The 17524-nt window shown below is 63.3% G+C and carries 18 protein-coding genes; 15 read left to right on the top strand and 3 right to left on the bottom strand.

Going from position 1 to position 17524, the window contains the following annotated elements; all coding sequences use genetic code 11:
* Positions 1-315 precede the first annotated feature (315 nt).
* The 9 genes from AC0L3J_RS08020 (at position 316) to AC0L3J_RS07980 (ending at position 8441) form a co-directional block, all read left to right on the top strand.
* On the top strand, positions 316-1464 hold the full coding sequence (locus tag AC0L3J_RS08020) for an ABC transporter substrate-binding protein (RefSeq protein WP_027569289.1): 1149 nt from the start codon (positions 316-318) through the stop codon (positions 1462-1464).
* A 241-nt stretch (positions 1465-1705) separates the two neighbouring features.
* Positions 1706-2410: a GntR family transcriptional regulator gene (locus AC0L3J_RS08015; RefSeq protein WP_473346741.1), complete on the top strand. Its 705-nt coding sequence runs from the start codon at positions 1706-1708 to the stop codon at positions 2408-2410.
* A gap of 51 nt (positions 2411-2461) precedes the next feature.
* A complete protein-coding gene (locus AC0L3J_RS08010) occupies positions 2462-3430 on the top strand; it encodes an ABC transporter substrate-binding protein (protein ID WP_456764976.1) in 969 nt (322 codons plus the stop codon).
* A gap of 2 nt (positions 3431-3432) precedes the next feature.
* The gene (locus tag AC0L3J_RS08005) at positions 3433-4188 is read left to right on the top strand and encodes an ABC transporter permease (protein WP_027517148.1); all 756 of its coding nucleotides are present in this window, start codon (positions 3433-3435) and stop codon (positions 4186-4188) included.
* A complete protein-coding gene (locus tag AC0L3J_RS08000; RefSeq protein ID WP_456764975.1) occupies positions 4167-4973 on the top strand; it encodes an ABC transporter ATP-binding protein in 807 nt (268 codons plus the stop codon). Before AC0L3J_RS08005 ends, AC0L3J_RS08000 begins: the two co-directional genes overlap by 22 nt.
* Positions 4974-4980: 7 nt before the next feature.
* On the top strand, positions 4981-5817 hold the full coding sequence (locus AC0L3J_RS07995; protein WP_456764974.1) for an ABC transporter permease: 837 nt from the start codon (positions 4981-4983) through the stop codon (positions 5815-5817).
* Positions 5818-5828: 11 nt separating this feature from the next.
* Positions 5829-6488 carry a polysaccharide deacetylase family protein gene (locus tag AC0L3J_RS07990; protein ID WP_456764973.1) on the top strand — a complete coding sequence of 220 codons (660 nt, stop codon included), beginning with the start codon at positions 5829-5831 and terminating at the stop codon, positions 6486-6488.
* A 3-nt stretch (positions 6489-6491) separates the two neighbouring features.
* The gene (locus AC0L3J_RS07985; protein WP_456764972.1) at positions 6492-7361 is read left to right on the top strand and encodes a fumarylacetoacetate hydrolase family protein; all 870 of its coding nucleotides are present in this window, start codon (positions 6492-6494) and stop codon (positions 7359-7361) included.
* Positions 7362-7397: 36 nt separating this feature from the next.
* Positions 7398-8441: a uroporphyrinogen decarboxylase family protein gene (locus AC0L3J_RS07980; protein WP_473346740.1), complete on the top strand. Its 1044-nt coding sequence runs from the start codon at positions 7398-7400 to the stop codon at positions 8439-8441.
* Positions 8442-8490: 49 nt separating this feature from the next.
* Here AC0L3J_RS07980 and AC0L3J_RS07975 read toward each other — a convergent pair whose 3' ends face one another.
* Positions 8491-9249: an SDR family NAD(P)-dependent oxidoreductase gene (locus AC0L3J_RS07975; protein ID WP_456764970.1), complete on the bottom strand. Its 759-nt coding sequence runs from the start codon at positions 9247-9249 to the stop codon at positions 8491-8493.
* Positions 9250-9412: 163 nt separating this feature from the next.
* Between AC0L3J_RS07975 and AC0L3J_RS07970 the strand changes: the two genes are divergently transcribed.
* The 6 genes from AC0L3J_RS07970 to AC0L3J_RS07945 are packed head-to-tail and all read left to right on the top strand — an operon-like array spanning position 9413 to position 15278.
* Complete coding sequence (locus AC0L3J_RS07970; protein WP_456764969.1) at positions 9413-10672, top strand: extracellular solute-binding protein; 1260 nt, start codon at positions 9413-9415, stop codon at positions 10670-10672.
* Positions 10673-10674: 2 nt separating this feature from the next.
* Entirely contained in the window at positions 10675-11616 is a 942-nt protein-coding gene (locus tag AC0L3J_RS07965; RefSeq protein WP_456769661.1) for a carbohydrate ABC transporter permease, read from the top strand.
* The gene (locus AC0L3J_RS07960; RefSeq protein ID WP_456764968.1) at positions 11609-12457 is read left to right on the top strand and encodes a carbohydrate ABC transporter permease; all 849 of its coding nucleotides are present in this window, start codon (positions 11609-11611) and stop codon (positions 12455-12457) included. Before AC0L3J_RS07965 ends, AC0L3J_RS07960 begins: the two co-directional genes overlap by 8 nt.
* Before the next feature lie 22 nt (positions 12458-12479).
* A complete protein-coding gene (locus AC0L3J_RS07955; RefSeq protein ID WP_473346739.1) occupies positions 12480-13577 on the top strand; it encodes a Gfo/Idh/MocA family protein in 1098 nt (365 codons plus the stop codon).
* Between the two features lie 10 nt (positions 13578-13587).
* Complete coding sequence (locus AC0L3J_RS07950) at positions 13588-14232, top strand: ThuA domain-containing protein (protein WP_027517159.1); 645 nt, start codon at positions 13588-13590, stop codon at positions 14230-14232.
* Positions 14229-15278 (top strand): LacI family DNA-binding transcriptional regulator, encoded by a 1050-nt coding sequence (locus AC0L3J_RS07945; protein ID WP_473346738.1) that lies wholly within the window; start codon positions 14229-14231, stop codon positions 15276-15278. The genes AC0L3J_RS07950 and AC0L3J_RS07945 overlap by 4 nt, the downstream gene beginning before the upstream one ends.
* Before the next feature lie 23 nt (positions 15279-15301).
* On the opposite strand, the gene AC0L3J_RS07940 is transcribed toward AC0L3J_RS07945, so the two are convergent.
* The gene (locus AC0L3J_RS07940; RefSeq protein ID WP_473346737.1) at positions 15302-15928 is read right to left on the bottom strand and encodes an FMN-dependent NADH-azoreductase; all 627 of its coding nucleotides are present in this window, start codon (positions 15926-15928) and stop codon (positions 15302-15304) included.
* A gap of 3 nt (positions 15929-15931) precedes the next feature.
* Positions 15932-17506 (bottom strand): isochorismatase family protein, encoded by a 1575-nt coding sequence (locus tag AC0L3J_RS07935; RefSeq protein WP_473346736.1) that lies wholly within the window; start codon positions 17504-17506, stop codon positions 15932-15934.
* Between the last annotated feature and the right edge of the window lie 18 nt (positions 17507-17524).

Raw genomic sequence — 17524 nt, 5'->3', positions numbered from 1 at the left:
TTTTCGCGCAGCGGACCGCGGGTGCCAGCCGGCACCCGGCCTTCCCTGCGCCCTCTTGGATTTGAGGGTGACGTGACGAAGCAAAGCTCGGGCGATTTGCGCCGCGAGGATGCGGCGGTGCGTCCGCCTACTTCTTGTCCCTAACGCTAGGGACAGACTCGTTGCTGCGATCCGCTTAGCATGATCCGCCTGGTTGCTCGGGACCGCGGGACGCCTTCTGGGCAGCGACGGCGCCTCCTGGGGAATACTGCAAGCCGAGCCGGGGCGCCCGATGTACCCGGCGGAGCCATCAAAGCGGACAGGGAGGAACAGGACATGAAGATCGGTTTCGCGCGAGCCTCGCTTCTTGTGGCATGCGTCCTTTATGGACATGCTGCTCACGCGGACATCAAAATTGGAATCGTGATTTCGGCAAGCGGCCCGGGATCCGCACTGGGCCAACCGCAGCTCAAGACGGTTGCAGCTCTTCCGAAAGAGATCGGTGGAGAGAAGGTCACCTATATCGTCCTGGACGACGAGTCGGATTCGACCAAAGGAGTCCAGAACGCACGCCGGCTGGTGATCCAGGACAAGGTCGACGTGCTGGTCGGCTCCTCTCTGACGCCGGTGACCATGCCGATGCTGGATGTCGCGCTCGAATCGAAGACGCCGCTGCTGTCGCTCGCTGCCGCTACCGCCATCGTCCAACCGATGGATGAGAAGCGCGCCTGGGCTTTCAAGGTCGTTCCCAATGACGACCTCATGGCGGCCGCCATCCTCAAGCATATCGCGACATCAGGGGTAAAGACGCTCGGCTATATCGGTGTTTCGGATGGCTACGGCGAGGGCTACTACAAGGAGGTGAGCCGCCTCGCGCCCGCGCTGGGCCTGACCGTGACCACACACGAGGTCTATGCACGCGCCGACACCAGCGTCACGGGTCAGGCGCTGAAGGTGATGTCGACCAATCCCGATGCCGTCTTCATCGCGTCCGCAGGAACTCCGGCGGTCCTGCCGCAGCAGGCGCTCCGCGAGCGCGGATACGCCGGCAAGATATTTCAGACACATGGCGTGGCCAGTGAGGAGTTCATCAAGCTCGGTGGCGCGAACGTCGAAGGTGCGGTATTCGCGGGCGAGGCTTTTACCATTGCCGCCGATCTTCCCACGGGAGATCCGTTCCGTCGCTCGACGGAGGAGTTCGTGACCGCGTATGAAGCGGCGAACGGGCAAAAGCCCAACATGTTTGCTGCTCACCTCTGGGATGTCGTCGCGCTGATCGGAAAAGCCGCGCCGGATGCGCTGAAGACGGCAAAGCCTGGCACAACCGAATTTCGCGCGGCTCTGCGGGACGCACTTGAGCGAGGGCAGAACATCTATCTCAACAATGGGCTGTCGAACATGAGCAAGGCCGATCACAACGGCTATGATGAGCGCTCGGCCTTTCTGATCAAGGTCGAAGGCGGGAAGTTCCGCCTGGCAAAGTAGCGGCGCGCCAATCCGCTTTGTACGAGCGCAGTGGGCGGGGGACACCATGCCTGCGCCCATCTGATCCGGTGGTCCGTTTTGGGCTCCAGGGATGGCTGATCGCGGATGAAGCCGCTGCATTTGCCGGGGCGTCCGACAGGGCGTGAGACAATTTCGGCCAGAAAAATCGATTTTCGATTTTCTATTGACCCCTCCGCGTTGCCTTGTCATCATTCGACCCATGGGTCCGCTTCAGTTTCATATGACCGGAAGCCCCGGGGATGGTCCGCGCAGCCTGACATCGGCATTGCACGAGCGCTTGCGCGCCGACATCCTGGCGACGCGGCTGCTTCCGGGCCAGAAGCTGCATATCGCCGGCCTCGCCAAGCAGTTTTCCGTGAGCCTCGCCGCCGTACGTGAGGCACTTTCCCGACTGGTCGCCGACGGGCTCGTGCTGGCGTCCGACCAGCGTGGCTTCCGGGTGAGCCCGGTGTCGCTCGCCGATCTCGCCGACGTGACGCAGACCCGGATCGACATCGAGGGCCTTGCGCTCCGTCGCTCGATCGAGCGGGGCGACGATGCCTGGCTTGCCTCGGTGAAATCCGCCTGGGCGGACCTGAAGGTCGTTCCCTATCGCTATCCCGACGATCCGACGGTGCATTATGAGGAGTGGGTGGTCCGCCACCGCATCTTCCATCGTGCACTGGTCAATGCCTGCGGCTCACCGTGGCTGCTCGGCTTCCGCGACGTGCTGCACGAACAAAGCGAGCGATATCGCCGCCTCTCGATCCGCAGGGAGGTCGGCAAGCCGCGCGACGTCGAGGCGGAACACAAATCGATCGTCGCTGCCGTCGTCAAACGTGACGCGGATGCGGCGGTTCGCGCCTTGGCAAAGCACTTCGGCATCACCAAAGAGTTTGTCGAGCTCGCCGCGCCTCGCATTGCGGAGGTGAACGGCGCGAACTGACGATCCGGAAAAATCCGGCAAAGAAAAACAGAGACCGGGAGGAAACAGATCATGAAAACAACTCGCCGCAAGGCGCTATTGGCGTCGCTCTTCGCAGCCGGCGTGCTCGCCGGCCCTGCCGCCGCCGCCGAAACTATCCGCGTCGGCCTGCCGACCAAGACCTACTGGCCGACGACGATCGCCGAGACGGCCGTGCGGCAGAAATTGTTCGAGAAGGAAGGCATCCAGGCCGAGCTGACAATCTACCGCAGCGGTGCAGAGACGTTCGAAGGCATGGCTGCGGGCGCGGCCGATATCATCCTCGATCCGCCCTCGCTGGTCTCCGCGGGACGCAAGAAGGGTGTGATGTCACGGATCGTGGCCAATGCCGCGATGGGAAATTTTGGCTGGCAGTTGATGGTCCCGGCCAAGTCGACGCTCGACGTCAAGGGCCTCAACGGCAAGAAGGTCGCGATCACCGCCGCCGGCTCCGGTTCCGACCTGCTCGCACTGTGGACACTCCAGGACAAGAAGATTGATTTCACGCGCGTCCCGGTTGGTGGCGGCGGTCTGGTGCCGAACCTCCTGGCAGGCAACGTCGAGGCCGCCGTGGTCTATTCGCCGCTGAGCTTCCAGATCGCGAAGTCGGGCGAAGCCAAGTCGATCCTCGATTACGCCACGGCGGTGCCGCCGAACCTCACGGCAGGCTGGATCGTGCTCGACAAATTGGCGGAGACAAAGCCTCAGCTGGTTCAGAAGGCGGTGAACGCCCTCTATGGCGCGGTTGCGTTCATGCGCGCCAATCGCGACGTGACCGTCAAGCTGATCGCCGAGCTCTACGAAATGCCGGCCGAGATCGCCGCCCTGGAATACGACAACACGATCATGAAGCTCGAGACCAGCGGCGACATGGGCACGCCTGACGTGAACGCGGCCGTGCAGCTGTCGCTGGACCTCGCCAAGCTCGGCGGGCTCAAGGACATCGTGCCGGTCGAAGACGTCATCTCGACCAGGTTCAAGCCGGTTCCAACCAAGCCGTAACGATGCAGAACTCGCTCGCCATCAAGCTCGCACGGATCGCGATCGTCATCGCGGTCCTGGCGCTATGGGAGTTGCTGTCGCGCACCGGCATCGTCAATCCGCGCCTGCTGCCCTCGGCGTCCGACACGTTTGCGACGCTAGGCGACCTCCTGCAGCGCGCGGCCGTGCGGAAAGACCTGATGGTGACGGCGACCGAAGTGCTGGCTGCGTTCGCGCTAGCCGTCCCCTTCGGCGCCGTGATCGGCTTCCTGGTTGCGGAGAACCGCTACTTCGCCGACGTGGCCAAGCCGCTGCTGTTCTTTGCCTTCAGCATCCCGAAGTCGATCTTCCTGCCGATGTTCATCCTCGTATTCGGCGTCGGCTTCGCCCAGAAGGTCGGCTTTGGCTTCTTCTCCACGATCTTCATCGTGATCATGTCGACGACCACTGCGGTGGAGTCGGTCAAGGTCGAGCATCTCACGGTGGCGCGCTCCTATGGTGCAACTCCGATGCAGACCGCGTTGCGGGTCTATCTGCCGAGCATGCTGCCGGTGCTGCTGGAGGCCCTGCGGATCTCCATGATCTTCAACCTCACCGGCGTGATCCTTGCCGAGATGTACGCCTCGCGCGACGGCATCGGCCACCAGATCGCGACCTGGGGCGAGAACTTCCAGATGAAGCAGCTCCTCGCCGGCGTCGTGATGGTCGCCGCGATCGCCATGACCTTCAACGAACTTGTCAGGTGGGTGGAAACGCGATGCAGCCATTGGCGAACGTGACCCCGTTGAAGCCTCCCGCGCGCGCCGGCGCGATCGAGGTGAAGAATGTCGGCCAGGTCTTCAAGACCAGGTCTCAGGACGTGGTCGCCCTGGAAGACGTTTCGCTCGATATCAAGCCGGGCCGCTTCGTCGTGCTGGTCGGCCCGAGCGGTTGCGGCAAGTCGACCCTTCTGATGATGATGGCGGGCCTACGCCAGCAGACCTCGGGCACGATCACGATCAATGGCGCGCCGATTCCGCAGCCCGATCCGGACAGGGTCGGCGTGGTGTTCCAGGAGGCGAGCCTGTTTCCCTGGCTGACGGCCGAAGACAATGTCGAGTTTCCGCTGGCCCTGCGTGGCGTGCCCAAGGCGGAGCGCCGCGCCAAGGCGCAGGATGCGCTCACGCTGGTCGGCCTCGACGGATTCGGCAGGCGCCATCCGCACGAGCTCTCGGGCGGCATGAAGCAGCGCGTCTCGATCGCGCGCGGGCTGGTGCAGGACCCGCCGGTGCTGCTGATGGACGAGCCGTTTGCTGCGCTCGACGAGCAGACCCGCATGACCATGGGTGACGAGCTTCTGCGCATCTGGGCGGCGACCGGCAAGACCGTGGTCTTCGTCACGCACAGCCTCACCGAAGCGGTCTATCTCGCCGACGAGGTGATCGTGATGTCGGCGCGGCCCGGCCGCATCGTCGATCATCTCCAGGTCCAGCTGCCGCGGCCCCGCACCTACGAGATGCTGAGCGGCGATGCCTTCGGGAGTTTGCGCGACCGCATCTGGCGGCATATCCGCAAATCGGCGTGAGGCGGAGATGAGCGCCGAGATGACTGCGAAGAAGATTACCCCGAAGATAAGTGCCAAGACACTGCGACATCTGATCGTGATCGGCATGATTGCGCTGTGGGAGCTGCTGCCGCGCACCGGTCTCATTCCCGAGCTGTTCCTGCCGTCGCTGTCGTCAACGCTGATGGCCGGATGGACCGAGGCACCCGAATACGGTCATGCGCTCGCGGTGACGCTTTACGAGGTCGTGGTCTCCATGGCCTTCGCCTGCGGCGGCGGCATCCTGCTCGGCGCTATCGTCGGCAGCCTGCCGCGTCCGCGCGTCCTGATCATGCCGATGGTGTCGAGCCTCTATGCGGTGCCGCTCGTGATCCTCTATCCCGTCTTCACAGTGTGGCTCGGCATCGGCTCGGAATCCAAGATCGCCTTCGCCTCGATTTACGGTTTCCTGCCAACGATGCTGGCCACCGCCGCCGGCATCCAGACCATCGACCCTCAGCTGCTGCTCGCGGCACGCAGCATGGGCGCCACGCTGAGCCAGCGGTTGGTTCGCGTCATCATTCCCGCGGCGATTCCGACCGTGCTGTCGGGGCTCCGCGTGGGAGGCGCGCTGGTCATCGTTGGCGTCGTCGTCTCGGAGATGCTGATTTCCTCGGCCGGCATCGGTTATCTGATCTCCCGCTACCGCACGATCCTCGACAGTCCGCACGTGTTCGCCGGCGTCCTCCTCGTGCTGTTCATGGCGATCGCCTTCAATGCCGCGATCCGGGGGATCGAGCGCAAGGCGGCGATCTGGCAGACCGGCACGCGCGCTGGTCAGGCCAACGATGACATCGCATCGGGCGCGATGCAGCCGGCGACCTGAGGAAACTCCGCGTGTTCGATCTGACCTTGACATTCGACAACGGCCCCGATCCCAACGTGACCCCGCGCGTGCTCGACATTCTCGGAGAGCGCGGCATCAAGTCCACGTTCTTCGTCATCGGCGAGAAGCTCGCCGATCCAGCGCGACATCGCCTTGCGATGCGTGCGCACGGGGAGGGGCACTGGATTGGCAATCACACCTTCACCCACAGCATCCCGCTCGGTGAGCAGCCGGATCGCGATACAGCAAAGAGCGAAATTGGCCGCACGCAGGCCGCGATCGGTGATCTCGCCCATCCGCAGCGCTGGTTCCGGCCGTTCGGTGGCGGCGGCAATCTTGATACGCGGCTGCTGAAACCATCCGTCGTCGACTATCTCACCCGCAACAAGCACAGCTGCGTGCTCTGGAATGCGATCCCCCGCGACTGGGACGATCCCGACGGCTGGAGCGAGCGCGCCGCTGTCCAGTGCAGCCGGCAGCTCTGGACGCTGATGGTCCTGCACGATCTTCCAACCGGTGCGATGGACCATCTGGAGCAGTTCCTCGACCGCGCGGAGGCGGCCGGTGCCCGCTTCCGCCAGGATTTCCCACCGCAATGCGTTCCGATCCGCAACGGCGCGATCGCACTCCCGATCAACGACTATGTTTCCTCCATCGAAGAGAGCATTTGACTGATGAAAATCGCAAGTTTCACGATCGCCGGCACCGCGAGCTTTGGCATTGTCACAGACAACGGCGTCATCGATGCCAGCAAGCGTCTCAAGGCCTATCCGACGCTGAAGATGCTGCTTGCCAAGGGATCGCTCGACGAACTGAAGAAGCTTGCCGGCGAGAAGCCCGACTACGCGCTGCAGGATGTCACGCTGCTGCCGACGGTCCCCGATCCCGACAAGATTTTCTGCATCGGCGTCAACTACGCCTCGCATCTCGCCGAGAGCGGCCATCCCACTCCGCCACACCCGATGATCTTCACCCGCTTCGCCAACAGCCAGGTCGGACATGGCCAGCCGATGATCCGGCCGCTCGAATCCGAGCGATTCGACTATGAGGGCGAGATGGCGGTTGTCATCGGCAAGGCCGGCCGCCGCATCTCGCGCGAAGCCGCGTTGAGCCATGTCGCCGGTTATGCCTGCTACAATGACGGCAGCATCCGCGACTGGCAGCGCCACACCTCGCAATTCGCGCCCGGCAAGAATTTCGCCGGCACAGGCGGCTTTGGGCCATGGATGGTCACGACCGACGAATTGACCGACGTCAGCAAACAGACCTTGATTACCCGGCTCAACGGCGTCGAGGTACAGAAGGCCCCGATCTCCGATCTCGTCTTCGACGTGCCGGCGCTGATTGCTTACTGCTCGACCTTCACCGAGCTCGCGCCAGGTGACGTCATCGTCACAGGTACGACAGGCGGTGTCGGCGCTTATCGCAATCCGCCGCTGTGGATGAAGGGCGGCGACGTCGTGGAGATCGAGATTTCCGGGATCGGGATTCTCCGCAATCCCGTCAAGGACGAAGTGCCGGCTAAGGCGACGCGGGCAGCCTGATTGGCTGCGCTCGATAACAAGAAGAAGGAGACCCTCATGCCGACGCCAACGCATATCCTCCCGACCACGGTGGTCGGAAGTTATCCGCAGCCGGAATGGCTGGTGAATCGCGCCATGCCGTCGAAGGTGGTGCCGCGCACGCGCCTGCACGACATGTGGCGGCTGCCAGCGGAACATCTGGAGGAGGCCCAGGACGATGCGACGATCGTCGCGATCCGCGACATGGAGCGCGCCGGCATCGACATCGTGACCGATGGCGAAATCCGCCGCGAGAGCTACTCCAACCGCTTCGCCACGGCGCTCGACGGGATCGACGGAGACAATCCCGCGATAATCGTTGCGCGCACCGGTAACACCCAGACCCCGGTGCCGCGCGTCGTCGGCCCGGTGAAACGCAAGGGACCGGTCGAGCTGCACGACATGCAGTTCCTGCGCAGGAATACCGATCGTGCAGCGAAGATCACCCTGCCGGGTCCGTTCACCATGAGCCAGCAGGCCAAGAACGAGTTCTACAAGGACGACGAAGAGCTCGCGATGGCCTTGGCGGAGGCCGTCAATGCCGAAGCGCTCGATCTGCAAAGAGCAGGCGCAGACGTGATCCAACTCGACGAGCCTTGGGTGCGGAACAATCCGGAGTCCGCCAAACGCTACGCCGTAAAGGCGATCAACCGCGCGTTGGAGGGCATCACGGTGCCGACCGTCGTGCATCTCTGTTTCGGCTACGCGGCGGTCGTGCCAGGCTCGAACAAGCCGGCCGGCTATTCGTTCCTCGCCGAGCTCGACGATACGACTGCCGACCAGATCTCGATCGAGGCGGCGCAGCCAAAACTCGATCTCGGTGTTCTGAAGGACCTCTCCTCAAAGAAAATCATGCTTGGCGTGCTCGACCTCGCAGACCCCCAGATCGAGAGCGTCGACACGGTCGCCGACCGCATTCGCAATGGCCTGAAATATGTGTCGCCCGATCGTCTCGTTCCGGCGCCCGATTGCGGCATGAAATACATGCCACGCGCCGTCGCGTTCGGGAAATTGAAGGCGATGTGCGATGCGGCGGCCAAGGTTCGGCAGGAGCTTGGTTGACGAGGTTCGAGCCGTTCGCCAGCGATTGCACGATCCAGGCTGGTTCGCCTCAGACCCAGCCGCCATCGACGATGTAGTGCTGAGCTGTGCAGGCGGAGGCCTCGTCGGAAGCGAGGAAGATGGTGAACTTCGCGACCTCGTCCGGCACGAGCTTGCGCTTCAGGCATTGTCGTTGCATCAGCTCGACCTCGCCCTGTGGCGTCATCCATTTATCGAGCTGGCGCTCGGTCATGATCCATCCCGGCGCGATTGCGTTCACGCGGATGTTGTAGGCGCCGTAATCGCGCGCCAGGGAGCGCGTGAGACCGATCACGCCTGATTTGCTGGCGGTGTAGGCGGCCATGCCGCCTTGTCCGGCGATCCACGACACCGAGCCGAAATTGATGATGGCGCCGGCGTTCGCCGCCTTCATGTCCGGCAACACGGCCTGCGCAGCAAAGAACTGGTGCTTCAAGTTGACCGCGACACGGTTGTCCCAATATTCGGGTGTCATTTCCTCGGTGCTGTGCCGCTCGTCATGCGCGGCATTGTTGACGAGGATGTTGATTGCGCCGTGCATGTTGCGCGCCTCCGCGACGCCGGCACGTAACGCGGCGATATCGGTCAAGTCGACACGCATGAAACGCGCGCTAAGACCTTGATCCGACAGCTCGCGTGCCAGGGATTGGCCCTCGTCGACTTTGATGTCGAAGAACACGACATTGGATTTCTGCTGGGCGAAGCGCCGCACGATCGCAGCGCCAATTCCGGATGCGCCCCCGGTGACGAGAACGACCTTGCCGGCGAGGTCGGAATAAACGGCAGTCATGGATATCCCTCGATTTGCGTTGGGGCAGCGCGACGCGCCGCCCGACTCTCCCGCGCACCTTAGCGATCTCCTTCGTGAGGTGCATAGATCAGAATTTCAGTTGCGTACCTCAAAAATCGAAGGCAGGATTGCACCAAGAATAAGAGCCGTTGGGAGGAATGTGATGAGACTGCTCGGGAAACTGGGACTGGCCGTTGTCGCATGCCTGTTCGGAGCGAAACTCGCTGCGGCCGATACGACGGTGAAATGGCTGCACATCGAGGCCAACCCGGCCCAGGTCAAAATCTGGGAGGAGGTCGCGCGTGCCTATGAGGGGTCGCATCCGGGCGTCAAGGTCGAGATGCAGTTCCTCGAGAACGAGGCCTACAAGGCCAAGCTGCCGACCATCCTGCAATCCAAAGATCGGCCCAATATCATCTACAGTTGGGCCGGCGGTGTCCTGAAGACGCAGATCGAGGCCGGCGTGCTCGACGACATCACCGATTCTGTGAAGGGTTACAGCGACAATCTCACACCCGCGGCACTCGCCGCCTTCACCAGCAACGGCCGGGTTTATGGTCTGCCCACGGCGCTCTCGCAGGTCGGCTTCCTCTGCAACAAGGAGCTAATGGCCAAGGCGAAGGTCGATCCTGCCGGGATCAAGAGCTGGGACGATCTGCTTGCTGCCGTGAAGGCGTTGAAATCCGCCGGCGTGACCCCGATCGTGGTCGGCGGCGCCGACAAATGGCCGCTGCACTTCTACTGGACGCATCTTGCGGTGCGCATCGGCGGCAAGGCGGCGTTCGATGCGGCGCTGCGCGGCGAGAACGGCGGCTTTGCCGGGGAAACCTTCCAGAAATCCGGCGAGCTGTTCAAGCAGCTCGTGGATCTCCAGCCGTTCCAGAATGGCTTCCTCGGTTTCAAGAACCCGCAGGCGGTCGGCTATTTCGGGGACGGCAAGGCGGCGATGACGCTCGCGATCAGCACGGTCTATCATCTGCAGCGCGCTCTCGCCGCCGACAAGGTCGGATTGACCGAGGACAAGATGTGCTGGTTCGACTTCCCGGTCGTGACCGGCGGCAAGGGTGCGCCCACCGATACGCTCGGCGGCATCACCGGTTGGCTGATTACGAAGGGCTCGCCGAAGGAGGCTGTCGATTTCCTGAAATACTTCGTCTCCAAAGAGGTGCAGACGCGGCTTGCCGCCGGCAACTTCATCATCCCGGTGGTGCAGGGCGCGGACGCAGGGCTGAACAACAGCTTCATGAAGCTGATTGCCGCCAATCTGGCGAAGTCGAACTACCACCAGAACTTCTATGACCAGAGCCTGGGTCCGTCGGTCGGCCGCGTCGTCAACGACGTCACGGCCGAAATCGCCGGCGGCAGCATGAGCCCGCAAGAGGCTGCCAAGGCGATCGAGGCGGCGTGGAAGCAGGGCAACTGACGGTGGCGCGGCGGACCGCGAGCGTGTCGGCGATCGGCGCTGCTGGCGAGATGGTGCCCCAGGTCACGGTCCGTGGCCCGAGTTGGGACGGCAGGCTGACGGTGCTCATCCTGTTCCTGCCGCCGGCGCTGCTGTTGTTCACGTTGTTCGTTGTGCTCCCGATCGGCGAAGCAGCCTGGTATTCGGGCTTCAACTGGAACGGGTTCGGCAGGCCGACCAACTGGATTGGCTTGGACAATTACCGCTTCGTGCTCGAGACCCGCGCCTTCTGGCTCGCGCTGCGTAACAACGGGCTGATCATCGCTGTTTCGCTCGCCATCCAGCTGCCGCTTGCGCTCACGCTGGCCTTAATGCTCGCCGAGCGCTTTCGCGGGGCAGTGGCGCTGCGCATGCTGTTCTTCATGCCCTATATCCTGGCGGAGATCGCGACCGGGCTGATCTTCAGCTTCGTCTATGACGGCGACTACGGCCTTGTGGCTTCGATCTGGCGCAGCTTCGGCGCCGAGCCTCCGCATCTGCTTGCCTCCACGGATACGGCCATGCTGGCGGTGCTGATCGTGATCGTCTGGAAGTACTTTGGCTTCCACATGATGCTGTTCATCGCAGCGCTCCAGGGCCTCGACAAGAGCCTGGTCGAGGCGGCGCGCATCGACGGCGCGACCCGATCGCAAGCCTTGCGGCATGTGGTCATCCCCTTGCTCTATCCAACGATAAGGCTCTCCGTGTTCTTCGCCATCGTCGGCTCGCTGCAGCTGTTCGATCTCGTCATGCCCTTGACGCGCGGCGGGCCGGCAGATTCCTCGAACACGATGGTGAGCTTCCTCTACAACAACGGCATCTCGCGCATGCGGGTCGGCTACGGCAGCGCCATCGGGGTGATCCTGTTTGCGATCTGCGTGACCTTTGCCTTCACCTACAAGCGATGGTTCATGCGCGATGAGTAACGCCAAGGCCATCCGCGCGCCGTTCGACCCCTCAATGCTGTTCAAGATGGTGTTCCTCGCCGTCGTCGCCATCATCGTGGTGGTGCCGCTGCTCGCGACCTTGTTCGGTGGCTTCAAATCGCTCGGCGAACTGCGCGTCAATCCGTTTGGCTTGCCACGTCACTGGGAGTGGCAGAACTATGCTGATATCCTGTTCTCTGCACGCTACTGGCAGCTCTTGCGCAACTCGCTGATCATCTCGACACTCACAGTGGCCTTGACCCTGATCATCGCCTCGATGGCCGCGTTCACCTTTGCCCATATCAGGTTCTATGGCAGCTCGATGCTGCTGAGCTACCTAACGCTGGGCCTGCTGTTTCCGGCCGCGACGGCGGTGCTGCCGCTCTTCATTAAGGTGCGCGATCTCGGGTTGCTCGATACATATTTTGGCGTTGCCCTGCCGCAGGCGGCCTTCAGTCTTGCGATGAGCGTGCTGCTGCTGCGGCGTTTCTTCAAGGACATCCCGTACGAACTGCTGGAGGCCGCGCTGGTCGACGGCTGCAGCTATATCAAATTCTTCCGCTATGTGACGTTGCCTTTATCCCGGCCGATCCTGGCGACCGTCGGTACCATCACCTTCGTCAACAGCTGGAACGCCTATCTGCTGCCGCTAGTGATGCTCAACACCGACGCGCTCTACCCCTGGCCGCTCGGTATCATGGTTTATCAAGGCGAGTATTCGTCCGAGTGGCATCTGATCCTGGCCTTCATCACGTTGACCATCCTGCCGACGATCATTCTCTTCCTCCTCGCGCAGAAACACATCGTTGCAGGCCTCACCGCCGGCGCGGTCAAGGGATGAACGGTACCTCACGGAGATCACAATGAGAAAAGTCGGCATCGGCATCATCGGCTGCGGCAATATCAGCACCGCTTATCTGAAGGCGGCCCAGCGCTTTCCGGTCATGGAAATCAAGGCGCTCGCCGATATGCGCAGCGATGCGGCAGAGCGGCAAGGCGCCGCCTTCGGCCTGCCGGCCATGCGGGTTGATCAACTACTCAAGCGGGACGATGTCGAGATCGTCATCAATCTCACCGTGCCACTCGCCCACACTGACATCAGCCTGGCGGTGTTGACCGCCGGCAAGCACGTTCATTCCGAGAAGCCGCTCGGCATCAACGTCACGGAAGCCCGCAAGGTGATGGACCTCGCCGCGCAAAAGAGTCTTCGCGTCGGCTGCGCGCCCGATACGTTCCTTGGTGGTGGGCACCAGACCGCGCGCAAGCTGATCGACGATGGCGCGATCGGCACGCCTGAGGCCGGCAGCGCGTTCTTCGGCTGCCCCGGCCACGAGCGTTGGCATCCGGCGCCGGGTTTCTACTATTTGCGCGGCGGCGGGCCTATGCTTGACATGGGTCCGTACTACATCACCGATCTCGTGCAGCTGCTCGGCCCCGTGTCGAGCGTGATGGGCTCGACCGCGCGTCCGAAATCCGAGCGGCTGGTCACCAGCCAGCCGATGAACGGAACGCTGATCCCGGTCGAAGTTTCGACCCACGTCGCCGGCACGCTCGAATTCCAGAGCGGGGCGGTCGTCTCGATCGCGATGAGCTTTGATGTGCCCAAGCACCGGCATGCGCCAATCGAGATCTATGGCGACAAAGGCAGCATGCTTGTGCCCGATCCGAACCGCTTCGGCGGCGAGGTGCAGGTCGCGAAGACCGGCGGCGAATGGGAGCCGGTGCCGCTGACTCACGGTCATGTCGACGGCGAGTTCCGTTCCATCGGCGTCGCCGACATGGCCTCCGCGATCCTGAACAACCGGCCGCATCGTGCCAGCGGTGCGCTCGCGTTCCACGTGCTGGAGGTGATGGAAGCGTTCCAGACCTCTGCCGACGAAGGGCGACGCGTCAAGATCGAGAGCTGCGTGGAGCGGCCGGCGATGCTGCCGGCCGGGCGTGAAACCGGACAGATCGACTAAGGACAGAAACATGCGCAAGGCAATGATTGTATGGGGCGGTTGGCCGGGGCACGATCCCGATCTCTGTGCTTCGATGATTCGTGGCTGGCTGAAGGCGGAAGGCTTCGAGGTGCGGACCGAAACCACCACCGCCGCGTTCGCCGATCCCGCGATTCACGACCTGTCGCTGATCATCCCGATCTATACCATGTCGACAATCGAGAAGGCGGAAGCGCTCAATCTCTGCGCTGCGGTCCGTAGCGGCGTCGGGCTCGCCGGCCATCATGGCGGCATGGGCGACGCGTTCCGCGATTCTGTCGACTACCAATTCCTGTGCGGCGGGCAGTGGGTTGCGCATCCCGGCAACATCATCGACTACAAGGTCGACTTGACGAAGCCGGATGATCCCATCATGAAGGGCTTGAAGAGTTTCGAGCATCGTTCCGAGCAGTACTACATGCATGTCGACCCCGCCAACGAGGTGTTGGCGACGACGACCTTCACCGGCGAGCACGCGCCCTGGATCGAGGGCGTGGTGATGCCCGTGGTCTGGAAGAAGCGATACGGCGCGGGCAGGGTGTTCTATTCCTCGCTCGGCCACCGCGCTTACGAGCTCGACGTACCGGAGATCCGGACTTTGATGACCCGTGGCATGTTGTGGGCGGCGCGCGAATGAATGCTGGGGCGACCCAGCAAATGATTCGCGCCACGCTCGAGGACGTCGCGCGCACGGCGGGTGTTTCGCTCGCCACCGTCGACCGCGTCGTCAACCGGCGCGAGGGCGTGCGCGCGAAGACCGTGGCGCGGGTCGAGGCCGCGGTTGCAAAGCTCGGCTATCGTGCCGACGTCGCGGCCGCTCGGCTTGCCCGCGGGCAGACGTTCCGCTTTGCCTTCGTGCTGCCGACCGGTAGCAACAGCTTCATGACCAACCTGACCGAGCAGGTCGAGCGCACCGCGGACTGGCTCGCCGGCCAGCGCGGCTTCATTGATATCCTCCGTGTTGACGTGTTCGATCCGGACGTACTCGCCGCCGCGCTGGAAAGTCTCTCGCCCGCCTATCAGGGCGTCGCCGTGATCGCGCTCGATCATCCCAGGGTGCGCGCGGCGATCGACGAACTCACCGCGCGCGGGGTTGCTGTGGTGACCCTCGTGTCGGACGCGCCGAGCTCGCGCCGCCTGCACTATGTCGGCATCGACAACCCGGCGGCAGGCCGCACCGCTGCAACGCTGATGGGACGGTTTCTGACCGGTCGCGAGGGGACGGTTGCCGTGATCGCAGGGTCGTTGTCGCTGCGCGATCACACCGAGCGGCAGTTCGGCTTCCACCAGATCCTGTCCAGCGAGTATCCGAACCTGCTCGCGTTGCCGGTGATCGAGGGCCGCGACGACAGCGAGCGCACCCGGGAGCTGACTGCGGCGCTGCTCGCGCGCCAGCCCGATCTGCGCGGCATATACTGCTGTGGCGCCGGGAACCGTGGCATCGCCGATGCGCTCGAGGCCTCGGGACGGGCGCGTGAGGTAGTCTGGATTGCCCACGAGCTGACTCAATACACGCGGCGTTTCCTGGTCCGCGGCACGCTCGATGCCATCATCAACCAGGATCCCGGCCACGAGGCACGGTCTGCGGCGCGAGTTCTGCTCGCGCATTGTTCGGGTGAGCCCATCAGCCCCGACCAGGAGCGCATCCGCATCGACATTTTTCTGCGGGACAATCTGCCGTAACTTCGACTCGCTTGCGGAGCGCATCAGAAGCTCGCGGCCATTGCTGCCAGGCGTTGATGGGCTCGTTCGCGGGCCGCCTCAATGGGCTCTGGCGGTCCGGTGGTTGGTCCGATTGGAATGAAACGGACATCGTTGATACCGACAAAACGCAAAATTTCGCGCAGGTAAGGCGTTGCCATGTCGATGCGCCCGCGGTTCATTCCGGTGGCGAAATCGCTGCCGCTGGCAATGATGACGATAGTCGGCCGGTCCTTCAGCAACGGGACATACCCTACCGAAGGGTCGAACCGAAAGGTGAGCCCGGGCTGGACGATGACGTCGAAGAATTGCTTGAGCTTATAGGGAATGCTGAAGTTCCACATCGGCGTCGAAATCAGCACCCGCTCGGCGAGCGCTAAGCGCACCGCCATCCGCTCGGCTTCCGCGAAACTGTCCCGCTGCGCGTCGCTAAAGGCTTGCGCCTTCATCCGTGCATATTTGGCTTCGACAATCGGGCCTGAAAATTCCGGCAGGCGCTCGCGCCAGAGATCCATGACGTCCACGTCCCAATCGGGCCGAGCTCGGCGAAAGCCATCGAGGAAAACGCGTGCGCCGGCGCTCGACCAGGAGTCGTCGCGGGGCGAGCAGGACAGGTGCAGGAGCTTCGCCACCGCTCATCCCAGCGCTTTGATGACCGCATCAGCCTTGGTCACGACGGCGACATTCTGCATGGCGAAGTTGATCGATGCAGCGTGCCAATCCGCATTCATGGTCGAGCAGCAATCCTCGGGGACGATCATGAAATAGCCCTTGTCGGCACCGGTCCGCGCCGTGTGCTCGACCGACATGTTGGTCCAGGCGCCGGTGTTGATGATCATATCGCGACCGGTGGCTTTCAGAATCGTTTCGAGCCTGGTGCCTTCCCAGGCGCTCATTCGCACCTTCTCGACGACGAAATCGCCTGGCCGTGGTTCGAGACCTGACACCGGTGCCGCCCCCCAGCTTCCGCGCACCATCGCCTTGCTGTCGACGAGACCCTCGAACAGCGGCGCATTCAGCGTCACGCCGGGCGCGCCGGGCTCGACGACGAACCAGACATGAATGATGGCGACGCCGCGCGCTCGCGCGGTTTCAGCCAGGCGGTGGACATTCTCGACGACGTGCTGCTGGCGCGCATGCCCGGGCGCGCCGGAATCGGCAAAGGCGCCACCGTCCATGATGACGTCGTTCTGGAGGTCCTGGATGATCATGGCACAGCGTCGCGGATCGATCTGCATCTCGCCGTCGGCAAGGACGGGTGCAGCGGAAGCCGCGCCGGCGGCCGCTGTGCCGCCGCCTCGCTTGCCGCTCATATAGGGCTCGTGGCGCGGTCCGACCTTGGTGGGAATGGCATAGACGGAGTGCGTCGAAGTCAGGTACAGCGTGCGGAAATCCGGCCCGCCCCAGGTAAGGTTCGCCACAAGCTCAGGAAGGCGGAGCTTGCCGAGCAGCTCGCTCCGCGGCGAATACACCCAGACCCCGCCGGGTGCCGTAACCCAGACGTTGCCGTGCTGGTCGCACTTCATGCCGTCGGGCAAGCCGGGCTCGAACTCGGAGCGGATGCCGCTCGCGAACACACGCGCACTCGACAGCGAGCCGTCGCCGTTGACGTCGAATACGCGGATCTGTGCCTGCACGGTGTCGTTGACATAGAGCAGTTTCTCGTCGGGCGAAAAGCACAGCCCGTTCGGCTGGTCGAACAGATTGCGCTCGACGACGAGCTTCGGTTCGGCGCCGGGCACCACGCGATAAACGCCTTGGAAGCCGAGCTGCCGTGGCCGCTCGACGCCATAGACCGGCATGCGGCCGTACCAGGGATCCGAGAAATAGATCGCCCCGGAGGAGTGCACGCAGACGTCGTTGGGGCTGTTGAGCTCCTGTCCCCCAAAGTGCGAGGCCAGCACCTCGCGCCGCCCGTCAGGCCGCTCGCGGATCAACGACGATGTCGCGTGCTCGCAAACGATCAGATTGAGCTCGGCGTCATAGGTCATGCCGTTGCACTTGTTCGAGGGACGCTTGACCTCGGCGACGCCGCGCCGCGCATCCCAGCGCCGGCGCACGTCGCCCGGCATGTCGGAGAACAGCAGATAATGATCGACCGGATGCCAGATCGGTCCCTCTGTGAAGTCAAAACCGGTGCCGATCTGCGCGACTGGCGCGTAGGGGTCGATCAAGGTCTCGAATTCGGAACGCAAGGTGACGTGCGTCATCGGTCGATCCTCTGGCGT

This window comes from Bradyrhizobium sp. Kon37 (genome assembly GCF_055807535.1).
The sequence above is the reverse complement of the archived record's forward strand: the minus strand, read 5'-3'. Positions and strand labels throughout refer to the sequence as shown.

Bases quoted from the DNA above. Each gene is read 5' to 3' on its own strand.
- AC0L3J_RS07980 (WP_473346740.1), top strand. From the start codon at position 7,398: ATGCCGACGCCAACGCATATCCTCCCGACCACGGTGGTCGGAAGTTAT.
- AC0L3J_RS08010 (WP_456764976.1), top strand. From the start codon at position 2,462: ATGAAAACAACTCGCCGCAAGGCGCTATTGGCGTCGCTCTTCGCAGCC.
- AC0L3J_RS07950 (WP_027517159.1), top strand. From the start codon at position 13,588: ATGCGCAAGGCAATGATTGTATGGGGCGGTTGGCCGGGGCACGATCCC.
- AC0L3J_RS07955 (WP_473346739.1), top strand. From the start codon at position 12,480: ATGAGAAAAGTCGGCATCGGCATCATCGGCTGCGGCAATATCAGCACC.
- AC0L3J_RS08015 (WP_473346741.1), top strand. From the start codon at position 1,706: ATGACCGGAAGCCCCGGGGATGGTCCGCGCAGCCTGACATCGGCATTG.
- AC0L3J_RS07995 (WP_456764974.1), top strand. From the start codon at position 4,981: ATGAGCGCCGAGATGACTGCGAAGAAGATTACCCCGAAGATAAGTGCC.
- AC0L3J_RS08020 (WP_027569289.1), top strand. From the start codon at position 316: ATGAAGATCGGTTTCGCGCGAGCCTCGCTTCTTGTGGCATGCGTCCTT.
- AC0L3J_RS08005 (WP_027517148.1), top strand. From the start codon at position 3,433: ATGCAGAACTCGCTCGCCATCAAGCTCGCACGGATCGCGATCGTCATC.
- AC0L3J_RS07985 (WP_456764972.1), top strand. From the start codon at position 6,492: ATGAAAATCGCAAGTTTCACGATCGCCGGCACCGCGAGCTTTGGCATT.
- AC0L3J_RS08000 (WP_456764975.1), top strand. From the start codon at position 4,167: ATGCAGCCATTGGCGAACGTGACCCCGTTGAAGCCTCCCGCGCGCGCC.
- AC0L3J_RS07975 (WP_456764970.1), bottom strand. From the start codon at position 9,249: ATGACTGCCGTTTATTCCGACCTCGCCGGCAAGGTCGTTCTCGTCACC.
- AC0L3J_RS07935 (WP_473346736.1), bottom strand. From the start codon at position 17,506: ATGACGCACGTCACCTTGCGTTCCGAATTCGAGACCTTGATCGACCCC.
- AC0L3J_RS07945 (WP_473346738.1), top strand. From the start codon at position 14,229: ATGAATGCTGGGGCGACCCAGCAAATGATTCGCGCCACGCTCGAGGAC.
- AC0L3J_RS07970 (WP_456764969.1), top strand. From the start codon at position 9,413: ATGAGACTGCTCGGGAAACTGGGACTGGCCGTTGTCGCATGCCTGTTC.
- AC0L3J_RS07960 (WP_456764968.1), top strand. From the start codon at position 11,609: ATGAGTAACGCCAAGGCCATCCGCGCGCCGTTCGACCCCTCAATGCTG.